The sequence below is a fragment of the Georgenia sp. Z1344 genome, from assembly GCF_049856295.1.
Lineage (GTDB): Bacteria > Actinomycetota > Actinomycetes > Actinomycetales > Actinomycetaceae > JB111.
In genome coordinates this window covers 44,252-61,157 of the sequence record NZ_JBNDMZ010000009.1, presented here as the reverse complement: position 1 = coordinate 61,157, position 16,906 = coordinate 44,252, and the positions used below count along the sequence as shown (strand labels likewise).

Sequence of the window (16,906 nt, the reverse complement as noted above, 5' to 3'; positions counted from 1 at the left end):
GAGGGCCGAGAAGCGCGTGCTCCTCGGCCCTCGAATGGAAGCGCTCGGTGGTCGAGCGCGCCGGCTCAGATGTAGATCGCCGGGTCCATCCAGCGGGCCTCCTCGGCCGGCGGCTTCGGAGCCAGCTCCTTGGCCGGCACGCCGACGGCGGATCGTCCGGCGCCGACATCCTTGACCACCACGGCGTTGGCGCCCACGCGCGCGTCGGCCCCGAGGGTGACCGGCCCGAGCACCTTGGCGCCGGCGCCGATCGTCACGCGGTCGCCCACGGTGGGGTGCCGCTTGCCCTTGGACATCGAGACTCCGCCGAGCGTGGTGCCGTGGAAGATCACCACGTCCTCACCCACCTCGGCGGTCTCCCCGATGACCACGCCCATGCCGTGGTCGATAAACATCCGGCGGCCGATGACGGCGCCCGGGTGGATCTCGATGCCGGTCAGCGCGCGCGCCGCCTGCGAGAGGAGCCGCGCGGGCAGCCGGAGCCGCCCGCGCGAGCCGTCGGCGTGCCAGAGCCGGTGAGCCACCCGGTGCGCCCACAGGGCGTGGACGCCCGGGTACGCGAGGGCGACCTCGACCTTCGACCGCGCGGCGGGGTCGCCGTGCTGGGCCGCCTCGAGGTCCTCGCGCAGGAGGACCCAGAAGGGCACACCGGAATCATGCACGTCAGTCGACCAGGCCCTCGAAGAGCGCGGTCGACTGGTAGCGCTCGCCGAGGTCCGGGAGGACGACGACGATGGTCTTGCCCGCGAGCTCGGGCCGCTTGGCGACCTGGACCGCGGCGGCGATCGCGGCGCCCGAGGAGATGCCGACGAGGAGGCCCTCCTCGGTGGCAGCGCGGCGCGCGTAGGTCAGGGCGGCGTCGATGTTGATGTCGACGACCTCGTCGTAGAGCTCGGTGTCGAGGATCTCGGGCACGAAGTTCGCGCCGAGGCCCTGGATCTTGTGCGGGCCGGGCTTGCCGCCGGTGAGGATGGGCGACTCCTCGGGCTCGACGGCCACGAGGTGGAGCTCCGGCTTCTGCTGCTTGAGGTAGCCGCCGGCGCCGGTGATCGTGCCGCCGGTGCCGATGCCGGACACGAACACGTCGACCGCGCCGTCCGTGTCGTTCCAGACCTCCGGGCCGGTCGTGGCGCGGTGGACCTCGACGTTGGCCTGGTTGGCGAACTGGCGGGCGAGCACCGCACCGGGGCGCTCGGCGGCGACCTTCTCGGCGGCCTCGACCGCTCCGCGCATGCCGTCGGGCCCGGGCGTGAGGATGAGCTCGGCGCCGAAGGCCCGCAGAAGGGCGCGGCGCTCCTTCGACATCGTCTCGGGCATCGTGAGGACGACCGTGTAGCCGCGGGCCGCGCCGACCATCGCGAGGGCGATGCCGGTGTTGCCGGACGTCGCCTCGACCACGGTGCCGCCCTCGGTCAGCTCGCCGGACGCCTCGGCGGCGTCGATGATCGCCACTCCGATGCGGTCCTTGACCGAGTTCGCGGGGTTGAAGTGCTCGAGCTTGGCGAGGACGGTCGCGCCGGCGCCGTCGGTCACGCGGTTGAGACGGACGAGCGGGGTGCGGCCGACGGCCTGGGTGACGTCGTCGAAGATCTGGGCCATGAGGGTCCTCCGGTTGGTGGGGTCAACGGGCGTACTGGTCGGGAGCGCCTCGGGGGCGCGGCCGCACCCGTCGACGCCGGAGCGGGGCTCGGGCGGTGGGGGCCGGGTACGGCGGGGCGGGGGTCGGGAGGCCTGACGGCTCGTGCGGGCCCGACGCCCTAGCGACAGCCGCCGTCGGTGCAGAACGCGAAGTGCGGCGGAGGCACGAGGGACACCAGGTCGTCGCGCACGCGTCACCTCCCTACCGGGGCCGTCGTCGGCCATGAACGTTTGAACTCTCAACCACCTTAGCCGGTGGCCACCGTCCATGGTGCCTGATCGGTGGGGCCGGTCGGCACCAGTCCCACGCGCGTCCGGGATGTGGGCGCGTCAGTCACCCACGACGCCGGCGTCGCTCCCGCCGTCCGCTGCAGCCTTCCGGCCACCCGCCGCCGGCCCGTGCGGCTCGATCGCGTCGCGGGCCTGCGGACGGGGAGCGGCGTCGCCGAGCTCGGTGTCCTCGAGCCGGGAGACCGGCCGCGCGCGCTCCGCCATCGTGTTGAGCAGGGCGGCGCCGCGCCCGGCGTCGTCGATCGTCACGAGCTGGATGCGTCCGCCCGATCGCTCGACCCGGATCGCCTCGCCCCTGCGCGTGACGAGCCCGACGCGACCGTGGGCATCGGTCCGCAGCCCCCAGCCGCCGAACTCGGCGAACGGCTCGACCTGCACGACGTCGGACCGCACGACCTCGTCGGCCCGCGCCCGGAGCACGGTCATGCCGAGCATCGAGCGGGCGACGAGGCCGTCCGCGTCGACCCGCACGTGGAACCGGAGGAAGGCCAGCTCGAGGGCGATGAGCGCGATGGCGAAGACGGCGCCCCACAGCCAGCTGCCGAGCACGCCCATGAGAACTCCGATCGCGGCCATGACGAGGACGAGGGTGACGAGCACGCCCGTCGATACGCCGGTTCCCTGCGCCCACACCGCGCGCTGGGTCGGCCCGAGGTCGGCACGCTCGGCGTCCGCGGGCACGGGCTCGGTCGCGCGGACGACCGGGTCGTCCCCGGCGCCGGCGGCCGCGGCGATGCCGACGACGAGGCCCGCGACGGACGCCATGAGGATGCCGGCAAGCGGCTCGCCCGGCGGGTCGGTGAGGTTCACCTGCACCGTGGCGACGGCGATCCCCGCGAACATCGTGGCCAGTCCTGCCGAGAGGCCGACCGTCATCCGCCGCGTCATCGACTGCCGGCCGGTCAGGGCCGCAAGCGGGCACGTGATCGCCAGGCTGACCGCGCACAGGATGGCCGGCACGAGCAGCAGCTCGGTGCGGGAGCTCCACCGGTCCGGGCCGTCCGTGCCCCAGTGCACCGCCACCTGGCTCGGGAGGTCACTCGCGACCGCGGCGATGTAGATCCACGCGGCCGCCGTGACGAGGAGCGGGAGGGCGACCCCGAGCAGGAGTCGACGTCCGCGGTGGGGGACCGGGCCGCGACCGGTGCGGGTGGCTGTGGCGTCGGCGGTGGTCATGACTGCGGCTCCTTGAGGAGGTGGATGACGGTGTTGAGGGGGACGCCGGAGTCCGCGGCCGCCCGGCGCACGGTCTCGATCGCGCGCAGCAGCTTGGCGTCCGGGTAGGGGTGGTCGGCGCGGACCGTGGCGCCACGACCGCGGCGGAGCTCGATGAAGCCCTCGTCGCGCAGCGCCTGGTAGGCGTGCAGCACGGTGTGCTGGTTGACGTCGAGCCCGGCGGCGAGGTCCTTCGCCGACGGCAGCTTCTCGCCCGGACGGACCTCGCCGGCCAGGATGGCGCCCCGGATCTGGGCGACCACCTGCTCGAAGAGCGGTTCCGCCGAGGCGGTGTCGATGACGACCTGCATAGGTTCACTCTATAGTTCTATGAGAACTAGAACAAGCCGTCCAGGTTGATGCCGTGGGTCCCCGCACTCGCGGGGCGAGATCCCCTCATCCGTGGGGCAGCTCGACCTCGTGGGGTCCTGCGACGATCACCCGGGCCGTCCCGCCGGACAGCTCTGCCGCCCGCGCCTCGAGCGCCCCCGGGTCGTCGGTGGCGACGTCCAGCTCGACACCTTCCGCGTTCCACCGCACGTCCAGGACCGACGTCATCGACGACCCCGACGACAGCAGCTCCGCCTCGAGCCGCGGCCCGACCGCATGGTCGGCCGTCACCGTGCACCGCGTGAGCACCCGCACGCCGACCCGGGGCAGTTCCTCGAGCGCCCCACCGACGGCGTCGCCGTACGCACGCACGAGACCGCCGGTCCCCAGCAGCGTCCCGCCGAAGTACCGCACGACGACGACGGCCACCGCCTCGAGGCCCGCCCCGTCGAGCCGGTCGAGCATCGGTCGGCCCGCCGTCCCCGAGGGCTCGCCGTCGTCGGAGCTGTGCGCGACCGGGGGCCCGCCGTCCTCACCGGGCAGGATCCACGCCGAGCAGTGGTGCCGGGCCTGCGGGTGCGCGGCCCGCGCGTCGGCCAGGAGGGAGCGGGCGGCGTCCTCGTCGTCGGCCCGTGCGGCGAGTGCGAGGAACCGCGACCGCTTCTCCACGACCTCGAACTCGGCCCGGGCGCCGCGCGCGGGGCGGAGCGCGACGAGGGGTGCGCCGTCGTCGGGGGAGAAGGTCCCGGACCCGGCGCCGACACCCCCGGGGCCGACGCCGGACGTGCCGGCCTCGGACCCAGACCCAGACCCAGACCCAGACCCAGACCCGGACCCGCCGGTGGCACCGGCGGTCACTCGGCGGCCTGCTCCTCACGCCCGAGCAGGTGGGCGACCCGGTCGGCCTCCAGGGCCGCGACATGGGCGTCGGCCGGGGTTCTCGTGGTGAGGACGAAGTCCGTCAGCTGCTTGCGGACCGTCGCGCGCAGGGCATCGGGGTCCCAGGGCTTGCCGATGTAATGGTCGAGCCCGCCCTCGTTGACCGCCCGGATCGTGTCCGCCTGCTCGGCCTCGGCGGTGAGCAGGATCTTGCGCGAGTCGGACGTGCGCGGGTCGACCCATGCCTCGACGAGCATGTCGACGCCGTTGCGGCCGGGGAGCCCGTGGTCGACGAGCAGCATCGCGGGGATGTCCTCGTCCGCCATCACCTCGTCGACGATCTCCCACGCGTCGTCGACCGTGTCGGCCTCCTCGATGCGCACCGTCGCCGCGAACGGTTCGAGGTCACGCACGACGGCGGCCCGCACCCCGGGGTCGTCCTCCAGCACGACGATGGTCAGCCTCATCTCGTCTCCCTCCCGGCGGTCCCGTCCGCCACCTGCGCGCCCGGACCGGGCGGCAGCTCCACGATCATCTCCGTCAGTCCCTCGCGCGAGCGAGCCGTCATCGTCCCCCCGGCGTGCTCGACGATGTCACGCGACAGCGCAAGCCCCAGTCCCAGTCCACCGCCGCTGCCGCCGGACCGGGTGGTGAACCGCCGCGTGAAGATCCGTTCGAGGTCGCCGGCCGGGATCGGCGGCCCGTCGTTCCCGACGACGACGCGCACGTTCCCGTCCTCCGTCGCCGACACGTCGATCGACAGGGTGCCGTGCCCGCCCATGGCGTCGGCCGCGTTGACGAGGACGTTGGTCCAGACCTGGTCGAGACGGCCGGGCTCGGCGCGCACAGGTGGGACGTCGGCGAGCGTGACCTCGGTGGCGATGCCGCGGCGGCGGTGCTCGGTGAGGGTGAGGGCGGAGCGCAACGAGTCCGCGACGACGACGGACGCGGTGGGGTCGCCGCCAGGGCCTCCGCCGCCCGGTGCCCCGGGGTCCGCAGACGTCGTCGACGCGTCCTCGCCCTGTGCCACCGGGGCGCTCTGGTCGACGGAGCTGCCCGACGCCGCGGCACCCCCTTGCGGAGGGGAGTCTGCCTGGACGTGTGCGCGGATGCTCGCGACGAGCGCGCCGACCTGGCGGGTGCCGCCGTCGAGGTGCCGCAGCGCGTCGCCGACGGCGGTGGCGTGCGTGGCGCGCGCGATCGCCGACTCGTCGCCCGCGAGCCGCGCGGCCTCGGCCGGGTCCTCCACGCCGGCCGAGAGCAGTCGGCGTGCGAGCACGTCGTCCCCGACCTCGGCCGCGAGGGAGCGGCGCAGCGCACGGTCGTCCGCGCTCGCGCGCAGGGGGCGGTTGCGGGCGTGGGCGATGCGGCGCCGTGCGTCCTCGATCCGTCCGCGCAGGTCGGCGGCAGGAGAGTCGCCCGCGCGCGAGCCGTGCGCGAGCGAGTCGAGCAGGTCGTCGAGGTCGTCGGCAAGGTGGTCGAGGGCGCTGGCCATCGCCGCGACCGGGTTGGTCAGCTCGTGCGCGATCCCTGCGGTCAGGTCGCCGAGCAGGGCGGCGGACGCGCGGGTGGCCTCGTCGTCGTGCGGTGACGGGCTCGGCACGGCGGTCCTCTCCTCGGGCTCGGCTGCAGCTCGATCCTAGGCGGGCGGTGTGACGCGTCGCGCGCCCGAGGGCCTGGCGAGGGATCTCACACGACGCGTAGGCTGTGCAGGTTGGCCCCTGGGCGTCGTGCTCTGGCATCCTTGGGGGTCGTTGATCGTCCACCCGAGAAAGGAGCGGCAGGGCCATGGCAGTTCCCAAGCGCAAGATGTCCCGCAGCAACACCCGCTCTCGCCGGTCCCAGTGGAAGGCCGAGCTCACCGAGCTCGTCACCGTCCGCGTCAAGGGTCGCGAGATCAAGGTCCCCCGTCGTCTGGCGAAGGCCTACCAGAAGGGCCTCGTCGAGGCTGACTGACGCATCTTCACGCACGGCCCCGTACCCGTCAGGGTGCGGGGCCGTCGTCGTTCCACGGGCCCAGGTGCGTGGGACGGGTCGCGCGCCGGGGCGCACCGGACGCACGTCCGCCGTGGCGCGCCCACCGGCTACTCGACGCCCCCGGGGCGCGCGGCCGACACTCCTCACCCGCACACTCGAGCGCCCCGGCACGCACCCGTACCGGGCGGGCGGGACACACTCGTGCGGACCGGACGCGCCCCACGGACCGACGCCGCCCCGCACTCGACGTCCCCGGGGATCGGGACAACTCCCCGCCGCGATGTCGACCGACGCCTCCGCGTCCGGTGAGAATGGCGGGTCCCGCCGACCAGCGCGGGCACGATCGAAACGGAGTGAGCATGTCCGCCGTCCAGGGCCTGGTGCGCATCGAGGGAGCGCCGCGGGACTACGCATGGGGATCCGCGACCCGCATCCCCGAGCTCCTCGGCGTCGAGCCGGCGGGCGGTCCCGTCGCCGAGCTGTGGTTCGGCGCGCACCCCGAGGCCCAGGCCCGGACCCGCCCGTGCCGCCCCGCGGGATCGACACCCGTCACCACGCCCGACGGCGAACCTCCCCTGACCGCCGGCGGTCCCGGCGCGACGACCGACCCGCCCGACGGCGAACGGCGCACCACCGGCGGCGAACCGCGCTCCCTCGGCGACCACATCGCGGCCGACCCGTCCCGCACGCTCGGCGCCGACGTCGTCACCCGGTACGGCGAGCACCTGCCCTACCTGCTCAAGCTCATCGCGCCCGACCGCGCGCTCTCCCTCCAGGTCCACCCCGACCTCGAGCGGGCCCGGCGGAGGTTCGACGAGGAGGAGGCCGCCGGCATCCCGCGCGGCGACTTCGCGCGCAGCTACCGGGACCCCAACCACAAGCCGGAGATGGTCTACGCCCTCACGCGGTTCGAGGCCGTGTGCGGGTTCCGGGCCCCGCGGCGCGCGATCGAGGTGCTCGCCGGTCTCGGGACGCCTCTGACAGCGGAGCTCGAGGAGGCGCTGCGGGCGGCGCCGTCGGCGGACGGTGTGCGCTCCGTGGTCGAGCGGCTGCTGCGCGAGGAGACCCGGCCGAGCGCGGACGAGGTCGCTGCGGTGGCTGCCGCCTGCGCGCGGCGCCTGGCTGACGGGTCGTCGCCGTCGCCGCGCATGGACCGCATCGTCGGGCAGCTCGCGGGGGAGCACCCGGGGGACCCGGGCGTCGTCGTGGCCCTCCTGCTCAACCCCGTGACCCTGCACCCCGGCGAGGCGATGTTCGTGCCCGCCGGCGCGGTGCACGCCTACCTCTCCGGGTTCGCGGTCGAGATCATGGCGTCCTCGGACAACGTCCTGCGGGCAGGGCTGACGAGCAAGCACGTCGCCGTCGGGGAGGTGCTCGAGGCGCTCGAGTACGTGGCGGCGCCACCGGTCCGGATCGCGCCGGAGACCGTGAGCGAGAGCGTGGGCGTCTACTACGCGCCCGTCGACGACTTCGAGCTCGCCGTCGTCACGCTCGAGGCCGAGGGCGAGGCCGAGTCCCTCGTGCCCGGTCGCGGGCCGCGGATCCTGCTCGCGCTCGACGGCGAGGTCACCGTGACCGTCGACGGGCTCGCCGCCACGCTGCACCGCGGGCAGGCCGTGTTCGTGGCGGGCGACCTCGGTCCCGTGACGGTGACCGGACGAGGGCGGCTCGTCCAGGCCGACGTGCCCTGACCGACCCGGCTGCACGAGGTCGATCGCATGTCCGGCACCGACCGGAGCCGCCGGCGACACGCGCCGACGGGGGAGAACTAGCCGCACCTCGGGGTGCCGACGGCGATAGCGTGTTGCGAAGGTATGTTCGCGTCAGTTTCGCGCGCCCAGTCGTCAGAGCGGAGTCCATCGGTGGATCACGAGCCCGGCCAGCAGTTCGCCGGCTACACGATCGTGCGCGAGCTCGGTCGGGGCGGCATGGGGTCGGTGTATCTCGCGAAGCACCCGAGACTGCCGCGGCAGGACGCCCTCAAGATGCTCAGCACCTCGCTCGCGAAGGACGAGGCCTTCCGCACGCGGTTCGAGCGCGAGGCGGACCTGGCGGCGCAGATCTTCCACCGCAACGTCGTGGCGGTCTACGACCGCGGCGAGCACGAGGGCCAGCTGTGGATCGCCATGCAGTACGTCGAGGGCACGGACGCCGCCGCCGAGGTCAAGGCGGTCGAGGGCGGCCTGGACCCGGCGCGCGCCGTCCACATCGTCCACGAGGTCGCCGCCGGCCTCGACTTCGCCCACCGCAACGGGCTGCTCCACCGGGACGTCAAGCCCGCCAACATCCTGCTCGCCCCGCCGCTCGACCCGGACGACGAGGACGAGCCCGAGCAGGTCCTTCTCACCGACTTCGGCATCGCCAAGACCGTCGACGACGGCGACAACCTCACGGGCACCGGCAACCTGCTCGCGACCCTCGCCTACGCCGCCCCGGAGCAGATCGAGGCGCACCACCTGTCGCACAAGGTGGACGTCTATGCGCTGGGCTGCGTGCTCTACGAGCTCCTCACCGGCAGCATCCCGTTCCCCGCGGACACGCCGTTCAACAAGATGAACGCGCACCTCACCCTCCCGCCGCCGAAGCCCTCGGAGTCCGTGCCGGGGCTGGGGACCGCGTTCGACGCCGTCATCGCCAAGGCGATGGCCAAGGACCCGGCCGAGCGGTACGACACGTGCCGTGCGCTCGGTCGCGCCGCGTACAAGGCCTTGCGCGAGTCGCAGGCAGGTGGCGCGGGCGAGAGCTCCGAGGCCGGTGGGTCTTCGGGTGGTGTGGGATCCGGTGCTGGTGTCGCGGCCGCCGGTGCTGCAGCGGGCGCCGGATCGTCGGCGTCGGGTGGTGCGAGCGGCCTGCACACGGCGGGCCCGCCGACCGGCCGGCGCGTGGCCGGACCCGGCGAACGGACGGGCACCGGACGAACCGCCACCCCCGGCGCGGGTGCCCAGGCGGCGCCGGGCCGGACGCCCGGCGGCGGCCAGTACCCGAGCGAGTCCCAGACCGGCCCGCGCCCGCCGTTCACGCTGATGGTCCGCCGGTTCTTCGGCCCGGGCACGCAGTCGCTCCAGGTGGGGCCGGTCGACACGCGCCAGGCCTCGCCCCAGGACCGCGGCGCGATCGAGCAGCTGCTGCGCGAGTCCCAGTTCTTCGACCTCCCACCGCGTCTCCCGCTCGAGCGCGTGATCCCGGGCGACCACCTCGAGGAGATCACCGTGGGCAGCGGTGGCCGCACCTGGACGGTCGCGTACGAGTTCAAGGGGGCCCGGCACCCCGTCGTCCTCGACGGGATCAGCCAGCGGCTCGCCCGCCTGCAGCAGTGGCAGCCCACAGGGGCGATCCCCGTGTCCGAGCAGGCCGGCGGCCCCGGTGGCGGTCCCGTCCCTGGTCGGCCCGGCGGCGGGCCCGGTGGCCCAGGAGCCCCCGGTGGCCCGGGCGCCCCCGGTGGCCCAGGAGCCTCCGGGGGTCCGGTTGTGCCCGGACGTCCCGGTGCGCCCGGCAGCTCCCCGTCCGCGATGTCCGGCGCCACGGGAAGTCACGGAGTCCCGGGAGCGGCTGCTCCGGTGGCGGCGGGCCCGGGTTCGGGTGCCACGGGCACGGCCGGTCCGGGCGCCGGCTCACCCGTCTCGGCCGCGTCCGGTGCGACGGGCTCCCACGCGGTACCCGGACCCGGCGGCTCGGGCCCGCAGACCCAGCAGGCCCCCGGTGGTCCTGGCGGCCCTGGCCCGCAGCCTCAGCAGAGCCCCGGTGGTCCCGGCGGCTCGAGCCCGTCGGCCGTCTCCGGCGCGACCGGCAACCACGCCGTCCCGCCGCAGGGCGGCGCCGCGGCGACCGGCGCAGCCGGCCGTCCGGGTGGACCGGGCGGCACCGGCGGACCCGCTCCGTTCGCCGGCTCTCCCGCGTCGGCTGCCGGCCCGTCCGGTCCCGGCGGCTCAGCAGCTCCCGGGCGACCCGTGGGCCTCGGCGGTCCGGGCGGTCCCGCGCCGTTCGCGGGGTCGCCGGCGTCCACGGGTGGCCCGGCACCGTTCGCCGGCTCGCCCGCATCGGCTGCCGGCCCCGGACCGTACGGTGGCAGCGGCCAGTACGGCGGTCAGAGCCAGTACGGCAGCGCCGCCAAGGGGACGAAGCGCCGAGGCCTGCACCCGGCGGTGCTGGGCGCGATCGTCGTCGTCGGGCTGATCGTGGTGGGTGGCGTCATCTGGCTGCTGACCCGCGGGGGAGGGGAGGAGCCCCAGGGCGCGGAGGAGCTCGCCGACGCGTGGGGCACGGAGTCCTCGATCCCGGCCACGTTCCCCGACCTCGTCGCCTCGCAGGAGGGTGGCCAGGGCTACAACTCCGCCACCTGCGAGAACGGTGTCTCCGGCCACATGGATGACGTGCCCGCGGGCCTCGTGGCGGCGATGACCTGCACCCAGTCGGACGGCATCGAGTACTCGGTGCTCGAGTTCGAGAGCAGTATCGAGCGCGACGAGTTCACCTCAGAGGGCGACGAGAACCTGGGCTGGGAGCGGTCGGTCTGGGGCTACTCGGGCGGCGAGGACGGCATTGCGTTCCGCACGCCGCCCGACGTCACCGACCCGGGTGAGCACTACACAACCTTCTACGACGCCGAACGCTCGGGCATGGTCGTCGCCGTGTACGGCGACGGCATCGGATCGCAGACGCTGCACGACACCTGGTGGATTCCCTCGCCGTTCTGATCCGGGGAGCGGGCCACGGCGGCGCGCTCCTCGAGGGGCGTGAGCCGCTCACGCCTCCGGGCCGGTGATGCCGACGTCCGCGAGATCCTTCGCCGACTGGCTCTCGGGGTCGTACGGCTTGGCCGCCGACATGAGGACGCGGGCGTTCTCCGGGGTGACGACCTCGACGTCGACCGTGTTCCACGGCGTGTGGCGCGGTCCCTGCGTCGAGCCCGGCCGCAGCTCCTTGCACGCCTCGGCGATTCCGTCGACCTGGTCGAGGACGGCAGCGAAGGTCACGCTCGACGCCGGGGGTGCCGGGGTTTCCTCGTCGGTGGCGACGAGCAGGACGTCCTGGAACGCCCAGCGGCGCAGGTGGACCATCCGGCCCGGGATAGAGAAGAGGTCGACGAAGCCCAGCGCGCGCTGCCAGAAGTCGGCGGACACGTCGATGTCGGTCGTGGGGATCGTGACGAACATGGGCATGCCGTAGATGCCGCGGAAGATGTCGGGCGCGACGGCGTCGGGCCCGGGCTCGGGGACGGGACTGTGCTCGAAGGCGTCGTAGTAGGTGCTCATGTGGACCACCCTGAAGGCTCACCCAGCGTCAAGGTCAAGGGAGTTTCGGAGATCACCCCACCGCGACGTCGCGCGGGCGACCGGACCGGCTGGACCCCCGTCACCGGGGGTTCAACCGTCCACGATGTCCCGGGACATCACATCGGTCGGGGTGGCGGGACTTGAACCCACGGCCTTCCGCTCCCAAAGCGGACGCGCTACCACCTGCGCCACACCCCGTTCGCCCCGGTCTCCCGGCGACGAGGACCGTTCCTCCGGTGCACCGAGTGCTCGGTCCGGACGACGATCGCCCGCTCAGGGTACGGCGGGAGTCCGGCGACGGCGGCTCCCGACGCGGGCAGGAGAGACCGATCACTCACCCGGGCGCCGGCTTCGGCGAGGGCGTTCCGCCTTGCTAACCTGGGCGCTGCCCCTGGCCACGGTCGAGGGCGCGCGAGTGTAGCTCAATGGTAGAGCCTCTGCCTTCCAAGCAGATTACGCGGGTTCGATTCCCGTCACTCGCTCCGAGCTCCTCGGCCCGACGCCATCGACACGGAGTCGGGCCGAGATATTTCTCTAAGCCTGCGCCGAGAGCCGCGAACCGATCAGCTCCGTGACGCACGACGTCCCCGGCCCGGACGAGCGGGACGGGGACGTCGGAGTGAGCTGCCTGGGTGTCAGGCGCGGGCCTCGTAGGACAGGCAGTCGGCCTCGGCGCCGCCGACGCGGATGAAGTCGGCCGAGCACTCGAGGTTCTCGTTGTGCAGGCAGGACGTGCGCTGGCAGGCGCCGACCTGGGCGACGACCTTGTCGAGGCCGCCCTTGACGTTGAGCGGCAGGAACGTGGCGCACTGCGCGTCCTGGCCGACGGTGACGGCGAAGGCGGTGCAGCCGTCGTGGTTGTAGGAGCAGCCGTCGATGGAGCACTCGCTCACGCGCGGCATCTCGAGCACGGACATGGTGTCCTCCTGACGTCGAGGCGCGCTGGTCGCGCCGGATGAAAAGAATGTAGAACCAATGGAGGAATGCGTCCAGAAAGGTAATGCATGCCTTACCGTTCGATGCGAACAAATATGCATTTCTATTTCGGTGGCGTTTTCTTTATCGCCTATGTTGCGTAAATGGCTGGAGAGCTTCTCGTGTGCGCCCCTCTCCGAGGTCGACTGACACCGGGCTGCCGGACCGAGTCTCGCCCAGGAGCCGCGGCCGTCGGTTGACTTCGATATCGCAGTCATGATGCTTGACGTCAAAAAGGTAGTCACCTACGTTGACGTTATTATCGACGTCGGAGGTTCGGATGGCATACACCGGAACGGTGACGGGTCCCGAGTCCCTGGGCAGGATCCTTCAGCAGGCCCGGCTGCTCTCGGGGCTCACGCAACGTGAGCTGGCCGAGCAGCTGGGCACCACCCAGAAGTACGTCTGGGAGCTCGAGGCTGGCAAGCCGTCGATCCTCGTCGACCGTCTCTTCGCCTTCATGCGCGCGACCGGGATGGAGCTGAGCGCCACGATCACACCTCCCGACGACGATGGGTGACCTCTCCGTCGACCTGTACGGCACCCGCATCGGACGGCTGACCGGCGATCGCCGGACCTTCGACCTCGTGCCGGACCCGGGTGCCGTGGCGAGGTTCGGGCTCGACAGCCAGGTGCTGTCGGTCGCGATCCCGCTGTCCGCCGTGCCCGTTCGCGCGCGCCGGGCGCAGCGGCAGAACTACTTCGCCGAGCTGCTGCCGGAGGGGCGCATGCTCACCAGGCTCGCGCAACAGGCGCGCGTGCCCGAGACCGACGTGCTCGGGCTCCTGCGCGCGCATGGTCGCGACATCGCGGGTGCGCTCCAGATCTGGGACCCCGAGCAGCCCGGCGAGCCCCGCACTCCCGCCTTGGAACCGCGAGACGCGGCGGAGGTGGCCCAGATGCTGCGCGAGGTCGGGGGGCGACCGCTGGGGAACGCGCCCGGCCGGGGGAAGACGTCCCTCGCCGGTGTGCAGGACAAGATCGTCCTCGCCCGTGTCGGTGGCGGGTGGGCGCAGGTGCTCGACGGATGGCCGTCCACGCACATCCTCAAGCCCGTCCCCGTCGATGCGCCGACGACGATCTACGACGAGGAGTACGGCTCTCGGATCGCGCGGGCGCTGGGGCTCGCGTCGCACGCGACCTGGATCGACGACTTCGACGGTGTGCCGGCGCTCGTGATCGAGCGCTACGACCGGTCTCCCGACCTGTCCGAGGGGCGCCTGCATCAGGAGGACCTCAACCAGGTCCTCGGGGCGTCAGGGGACGAGAAGTACCAGCGGCACGGCGGCAGGGTGAGTCTCGCGAGGATCGCCGCCGCCCTCGGTGCTGCGGCGGGCCGCGAGTCCGTCGACGAGTTGTTCCGGCTCGTGGTTCTCAGCGTCGCCGTCGGCAATCTCGACATGCACGCCAAGAACGTCTCGCTCCTGCATCCCCCTGACGGGTCGATGCGTCTCGCGCCGGCCTACGACGTCGTTCCCCAGGCACACCAGCCCACCGACGGCGAGCTCGCGCTGTCGGTCGCAGGGGAGTACCGGCACGCCGCCGTCACCGGCGAGCACCTGCTCGATGAGACGCGATCGTGGGGTGTGCGAGGAGCCGAGGACCTGATGACGGCCACACTCGAGGCCGTCCTGGACGTGGTCGCGGCCCAGGAGCCGGAAGCTCGGGCGCATCCAGGGCTCGCCACCGACATCGCCGGCTTCGCCACGAGCCTCCTCGCCGGACGGCCCGCGGGTCAACCTGGCAGCTGACGCCCCGCGTTCCACCACGAGCGCGCGGACTCCTCGCCGAGCAGCCACGCCACCGCGATGGCCCCGGGGGCGTAGAACCAGACCGCGGGGCCGACAGCGGCATCCGCCACGTCGCGCCCGCTCCCGACGGCGGCGAGGAAGAAGACGCCGATGGTCGAGAGCACGAGGAGCCCGCCGATCGCCACGTCGACCCCGCGGCGCCTGCCGGAGTCCCGGTGCGCGGCGTGGAATCCCAGCGAGACGAGCGCGAGGATCGAGACGACGGCCGGCAGGGAGATGACGGTCGTCAGCAGGATCCCGCCCCCACCCTGCTCCTCGACGACCCCGTCGGCGAGGGCCTTGATGCCCGCCCAGGCCAGGGCGAACGACGTCGGTTCACCGTCGTCCGTGTAGCGCAGGAACGGGAGGACCAGACCCGCGACGAGCAGGGCGCCCGCCGCGCCCATGACGAGTCGGACGAGGGCGTTCTCGAGCGTACGCACGCGCGCCTCGAGGGCCCGCAGGTCGCGGCGCAGCTCGGTCGAACCAGGGTCGGTGGTCATGGGGTCTCCGTCGTCGTGCCCGTGGGTGTCGCGCCGACGGTAGCGGGCAGGTGAGGAGGCGGGGCGGGTCCCCGATGGGGTCCTCTCGCCTCGCATGCCGCGCACGGTCCGTCCGTGGGGTGCGTGGGGGCGAGCGCACGCACGAACCGCAATCTCGACGACGACGAACCGCAATCTCGACGGCGTGACCCGCACTCCCGGCCACGACGAACCGCAGTCTCGACGTGCACCAACCGCAATCTCGACGCGAGGAGAGGTGTGGCCCGGATGACGCCCGCGTGAGGCCGAGCACCCTCTACGCGAGGCGCGTCGTGCCGTAGGATCGTGAGGATCGTGCGTGCCCACGCCTGCTCGACGAGGCGTGCGGCGCCACCCCACGGGTCCCACCGCGCCGCCGTGCGCGCTGCCCCGTGCTCAAGTCATCTACCGACGAGTTGGAGTACCCCGCAGTGAAGACGGACGTGGAGAACCTCGAGGCCACCCGGGCCAGGCTGACCGTGACGGTCCCGTACGAGGACCTCAGCTCGGCGATCGACTCCGCCTACGCCACGGTCTCCCAGCAGGTGAGCATCCCCGGCTTCCGCAAGGGCAAGGTCCCGGCCCGGATCATCGACCAGCGCGTCGGCCGCGCCGCGGTCCTCGACCAGGCGATCAACAGCCAGATCGACTCCCTGTACCGCGGGGCCGTCGGCGAGGCCGGCATCAACCCGCTCGGCCGCCCGGAGATCGAGGTCACCGAGCTCCCGGCCGTCACCGGCCCCCTCGGCGGCCAGCTCGTCTTCACCGCCACGATGGACGTGCGCCCCGAGCTCGAGCTCCCGGACTTCTCGACGATCACCCTGACGGTGGCCGACTCCGAGGTGTCGGACGAGGACGTCGAGGAGCGCCTCACCGCCCTGCGCGAGCGCTTCGGCACGCTGACCGGCGTGGACCGCGCCGTCGAGACCGGTGACTTCGTCACCCTCGACCTGTCCGCCATGGTCGACGGCGAGGAGGTCGACACCGCCTCCGGCATCTCCTACGAGGTCGGTTCCGGCTCGATGCTCCCCGGCCAGGACGAGGCCCTCGTCGGCCTCACCGCCGGCAAGGAGGGCACGTTCACCACGACGCTCGCCGGCGGCGACCACGCCGGCAAGGAGGCCGACGTCTCCGTGACGCCGACCGCCGTCAAGGTGCGCGAGCTTCCCGAGGCCGACGACGACTTCGCCCAGCTCGCCTCCGAGTTCGACACGCTCGAGGAGCTGCGCGCCGACCTGCGCACCCAGGTGGCCTCGGACCGCGCGGGCAACCAGGCCGTCGAGGCCCGCGACCTCCTGCTCGCCCACCTGCGCGAGAACCTCGAGGTCCCGATCCCGTCCGGCGTGGTCGACGCCGAGATCGCGCGCCACCTCGAGGCCGAGGGCAAGCCCGAGGGCGACCCGCACGGCGAGGAGATCCGCGGCGAGACCGAGGAGCTGCTCCGCGACCAGATCATCCTCGACACGATCTCCGACCAGGTCGACGTCCAGGTCTCGCAGAACGAGCTTCTCGAGTTCCTCGTCCAGCAGGCCCAGCAGTACGGCATGGACCCGAACAACTTCATCCAGGCCGCCGGTCAGACCGGACAGCTGCCCGCCTTCATGGGCGAGGTGGCGCGCAACAAGGCCCTCGCGGTCGTGCTCCGCGACGTCACCGTCGTCGACGGCTCCGGCACCGAGCTCGACCTCAGCGAGTACCTCGGCTCCGAGGAGACCGACAAGACCGAGGCCGAGGGCGAGGAGTCCGAGGAGTCGGCCGACAGCGCGGACTCCGGCGACTCGGCGGACTCGGCCGACAGCGCCGACTCGGCGGACTCCCCGGACAGCCCCGACTCCGCCGACAGCGCGGACGAGGCCGAGGAGTCCGACGACGACGAGAGCTCCGACGACGAGCCCGCGGACGAGAAGCCGGCGGCCAAGAAGCCCGCCGCGAAGAAGCCGGCGGCCAAGAAGCCGGCTGCGAAGAAGCCGGCGGCCAAGAAGCCGACCGCCACCAAGGCGGCTGCCGACGAGGAGTC

16 protein-coding genes and 2 tRNA genes are annotated in these 16,906 nt (G+C 73.1%); 7 read left to right on the top strand and 11 right to left on the bottom strand.

Annotation, left to right across the window (positions count from 1 at the left end):
- Positions 1-65 precede the first annotated feature (65 nt).
- The 7 genes from epsC to ACPYO6_RS10970 form a co-directional block, all read right to left on the bottom strand.
- Positions 66-647: a serine O-acetyltransferase EpsC gene (gene epsC, locus ACPYO6_RS11000; RefSeq protein WP_425714910.1), complete on the bottom strand. Its 582-nt coding sequence runs from the start codon at positions 645-647 to the stop codon at positions 66-68.
- Positions 648-663: 16 nt separating this feature from the next.
- Positions 664-1,599 (bottom strand): cysteine synthase A, encoded by a 936-nt coding sequence (gene cysK / locus ACPYO6_RS10995; RefSeq protein WP_425714908.1) that lies wholly within the window; start codon positions 1,597-1,599, stop codon positions 664-666.
- 369 nt (positions 1,600-1,968) lie between these two features.
- The gene (locus ACPYO6_RS10990; RefSeq protein ID WP_425714907.1) at positions 1,969-3,105 is read right to left on the bottom strand and encodes a DUF1648 domain-containing protein; all 1,137 of its coding nucleotides are present in this window, start codon (positions 3,103-3,105) and stop codon (positions 1,969-1,971) included.
- Entirely contained in the window at positions 3,102-3,455 is a 354-nt protein-coding gene (locus tag ACPYO6_RS10985; RefSeq protein WP_425714906.1) for a GntR family transcriptional regulator, read from the bottom strand. Before ACPYO6_RS10985 ends, ACPYO6_RS10990 begins: the two co-directional genes overlap by 4 nt.
- Positions 3,456-3,540: 85 nt before the next feature.
- Entirely contained in the window at positions 3,541-4,143 is a 603-nt protein-coding gene (locus tag ACPYO6_RS10980) for an IMPACT family protein (protein ID WP_425714905.1), read from the bottom strand.
- A 185-nt stretch (positions 4,144-4,328) separates the two neighbouring features.
- Positions 4,329-4,820, bottom strand: a complete 492-nt coding sequence (locus ACPYO6_RS10975; RefSeq protein ID WP_425714904.1) for a response regulator — start codon at positions 4,818-4,820, stop codon at positions 4,329-4,331.
- Complete coding sequence (locus tag ACPYO6_RS10970; RefSeq protein ID WP_425714903.1) at positions 4,817-5,956, bottom strand: ATP-binding protein; 1,140 nt, start codon at positions 5,954-5,956, stop codon at positions 4,817-4,819. Before ACPYO6_RS10970 ends, ACPYO6_RS10975 begins: the two co-directional genes overlap by 4 nt.
- Positions 5,957-6,141: 185 nt before the next feature.
- Between ACPYO6_RS10970 and rpmF the strand changes: the two genes are divergently transcribed.
- The 3 genes from rpmF to ACPYO6_RS10955 all read left to right on the top strand — a co-directional run bounded on the left by rpmF (position 6,142) and on the right by ACPYO6_RS10955 (position 11,024).
- Positions 6,142-6,309 carry a 50S ribosomal protein L32 gene (gene rpmF / locus ACPYO6_RS10965; RefSeq protein ID WP_425714902.1) on the top strand — a complete coding sequence of 56 codons (168 nt, stop codon included), beginning with the start codon at positions 6,142-6,144 and terminating at the stop codon, positions 6,307-6,309.
- Positions 6,310-6,689: 380 nt separating this feature from the next.
- Positions 6,690-8,021 carry a mannose-6-phosphate isomerase, class I gene (manA, locus tag ACPYO6_RS10960; protein WP_425714901.1) on the top strand — a complete coding sequence of 444 codons (1,332 nt, stop codon included), beginning with the start codon at positions 6,690-6,692 and terminating at the stop codon, positions 8,019-8,021.
- 171 nt (positions 8,022-8,192) lie between these two features.
- Positions 8,193-11,024, top strand: coding sequence for a protein kinase domain-containing protein (locus ACPYO6_RS10955; RefSeq protein ID WP_425714900.1), 2,832 nt, complete (start codon positions 8,193-8,195; stop codon positions 11,022-11,024).
- Positions 11,025-11,072: 48 nt separating this feature from the next.
- Here the strand turns inward: ACPYO6_RS10955 and ACPYO6_RS10950 are convergent, their stop codons facing one another.
- Both ACPYO6_RS10950 and ACPYO6_RS10945 read right to left on the bottom strand, forming a co-directional pair.
- Positions 11,073-11,582, bottom strand: a complete 510-nt coding sequence (locus tag ACPYO6_RS10950) for a VOC family protein (RefSeq protein ID WP_425714899.1) — start codon at positions 11,580-11,582, stop codon at positions 11,073-11,075.
- A gap of 146 nt (positions 11,583-11,728) precedes the next feature.
- Positions 11,729-11,801, bottom strand: a tRNA-Pro gene (locus ACPYO6_RS10945).
- Between the two features lie 213 nt (positions 11,802-12,014).
- Here ACPYO6_RS10945 and ACPYO6_RS10940 point away from each other — a divergent pair.
- Positions 12,015-12,085 (top strand) — tRNA-Gly (locus ACPYO6_RS10940).
- A gap of 153 nt (positions 12,086-12,238) precedes the next feature.
- Here ACPYO6_RS10940 and ACPYO6_RS10935 read toward each other — a convergent pair.
- A complete protein-coding gene (locus tag ACPYO6_RS10935) occupies positions 12,239-12,520 on the bottom strand; it encodes a DUF1540 domain-containing protein (RefSeq protein WP_425714898.1) in 282 nt (93 codons plus the stop codon).
- A gap of 338 nt (positions 12,521-12,858) precedes the next feature.
- On the opposite strand from ACPYO6_RS10935, the gene ACPYO6_RS10930 reads away from it, so the two are divergent.
- Positions 12,859-13,098, top strand: a complete 240-nt coding sequence (locus tag ACPYO6_RS10930; RefSeq protein WP_425714897.1) for a helix-turn-helix domain-containing protein — start codon at positions 12,859-12,861, stop codon at positions 13,096-13,098.
- Positions 13,091-14,329 (top strand): type II toxin-antitoxin system HipA family toxin, encoded by a 1,239-nt coding sequence (locus ACPYO6_RS10925; protein WP_425714896.1) that lies wholly within the window; start codon positions 13,091-13,093, stop codon positions 14,327-14,329. The genes ACPYO6_RS10930 and ACPYO6_RS10925 overlap by 8 nt, the downstream gene beginning before the upstream one ends.
- Here ACPYO6_RS10925 and ACPYO6_RS10920 read toward each other — a convergent pair.
- Positions 14,314-14,871, bottom strand: coding sequence for a hypothetical protein (locus ACPYO6_RS10920; protein ID WP_425714895.1), 558 nt, complete (start codon positions 14,869-14,871; stop codon positions 14,314-14,316). The genes ACPYO6_RS10925 and ACPYO6_RS10920 overlap by 16 nt on opposite strands.
- Positions 14,872-15,320: 449 nt before the next feature.
- Between ACPYO6_RS10920 and tig the strand changes: the two genes are divergently transcribed.
- Positions 15,321-16,906: trigger factor (gene tig / locus ACPYO6_RS10915; protein ID WP_425714894.1), on the top strand; the 1,586-nt coding region annotated here is incomplete at its 3' end.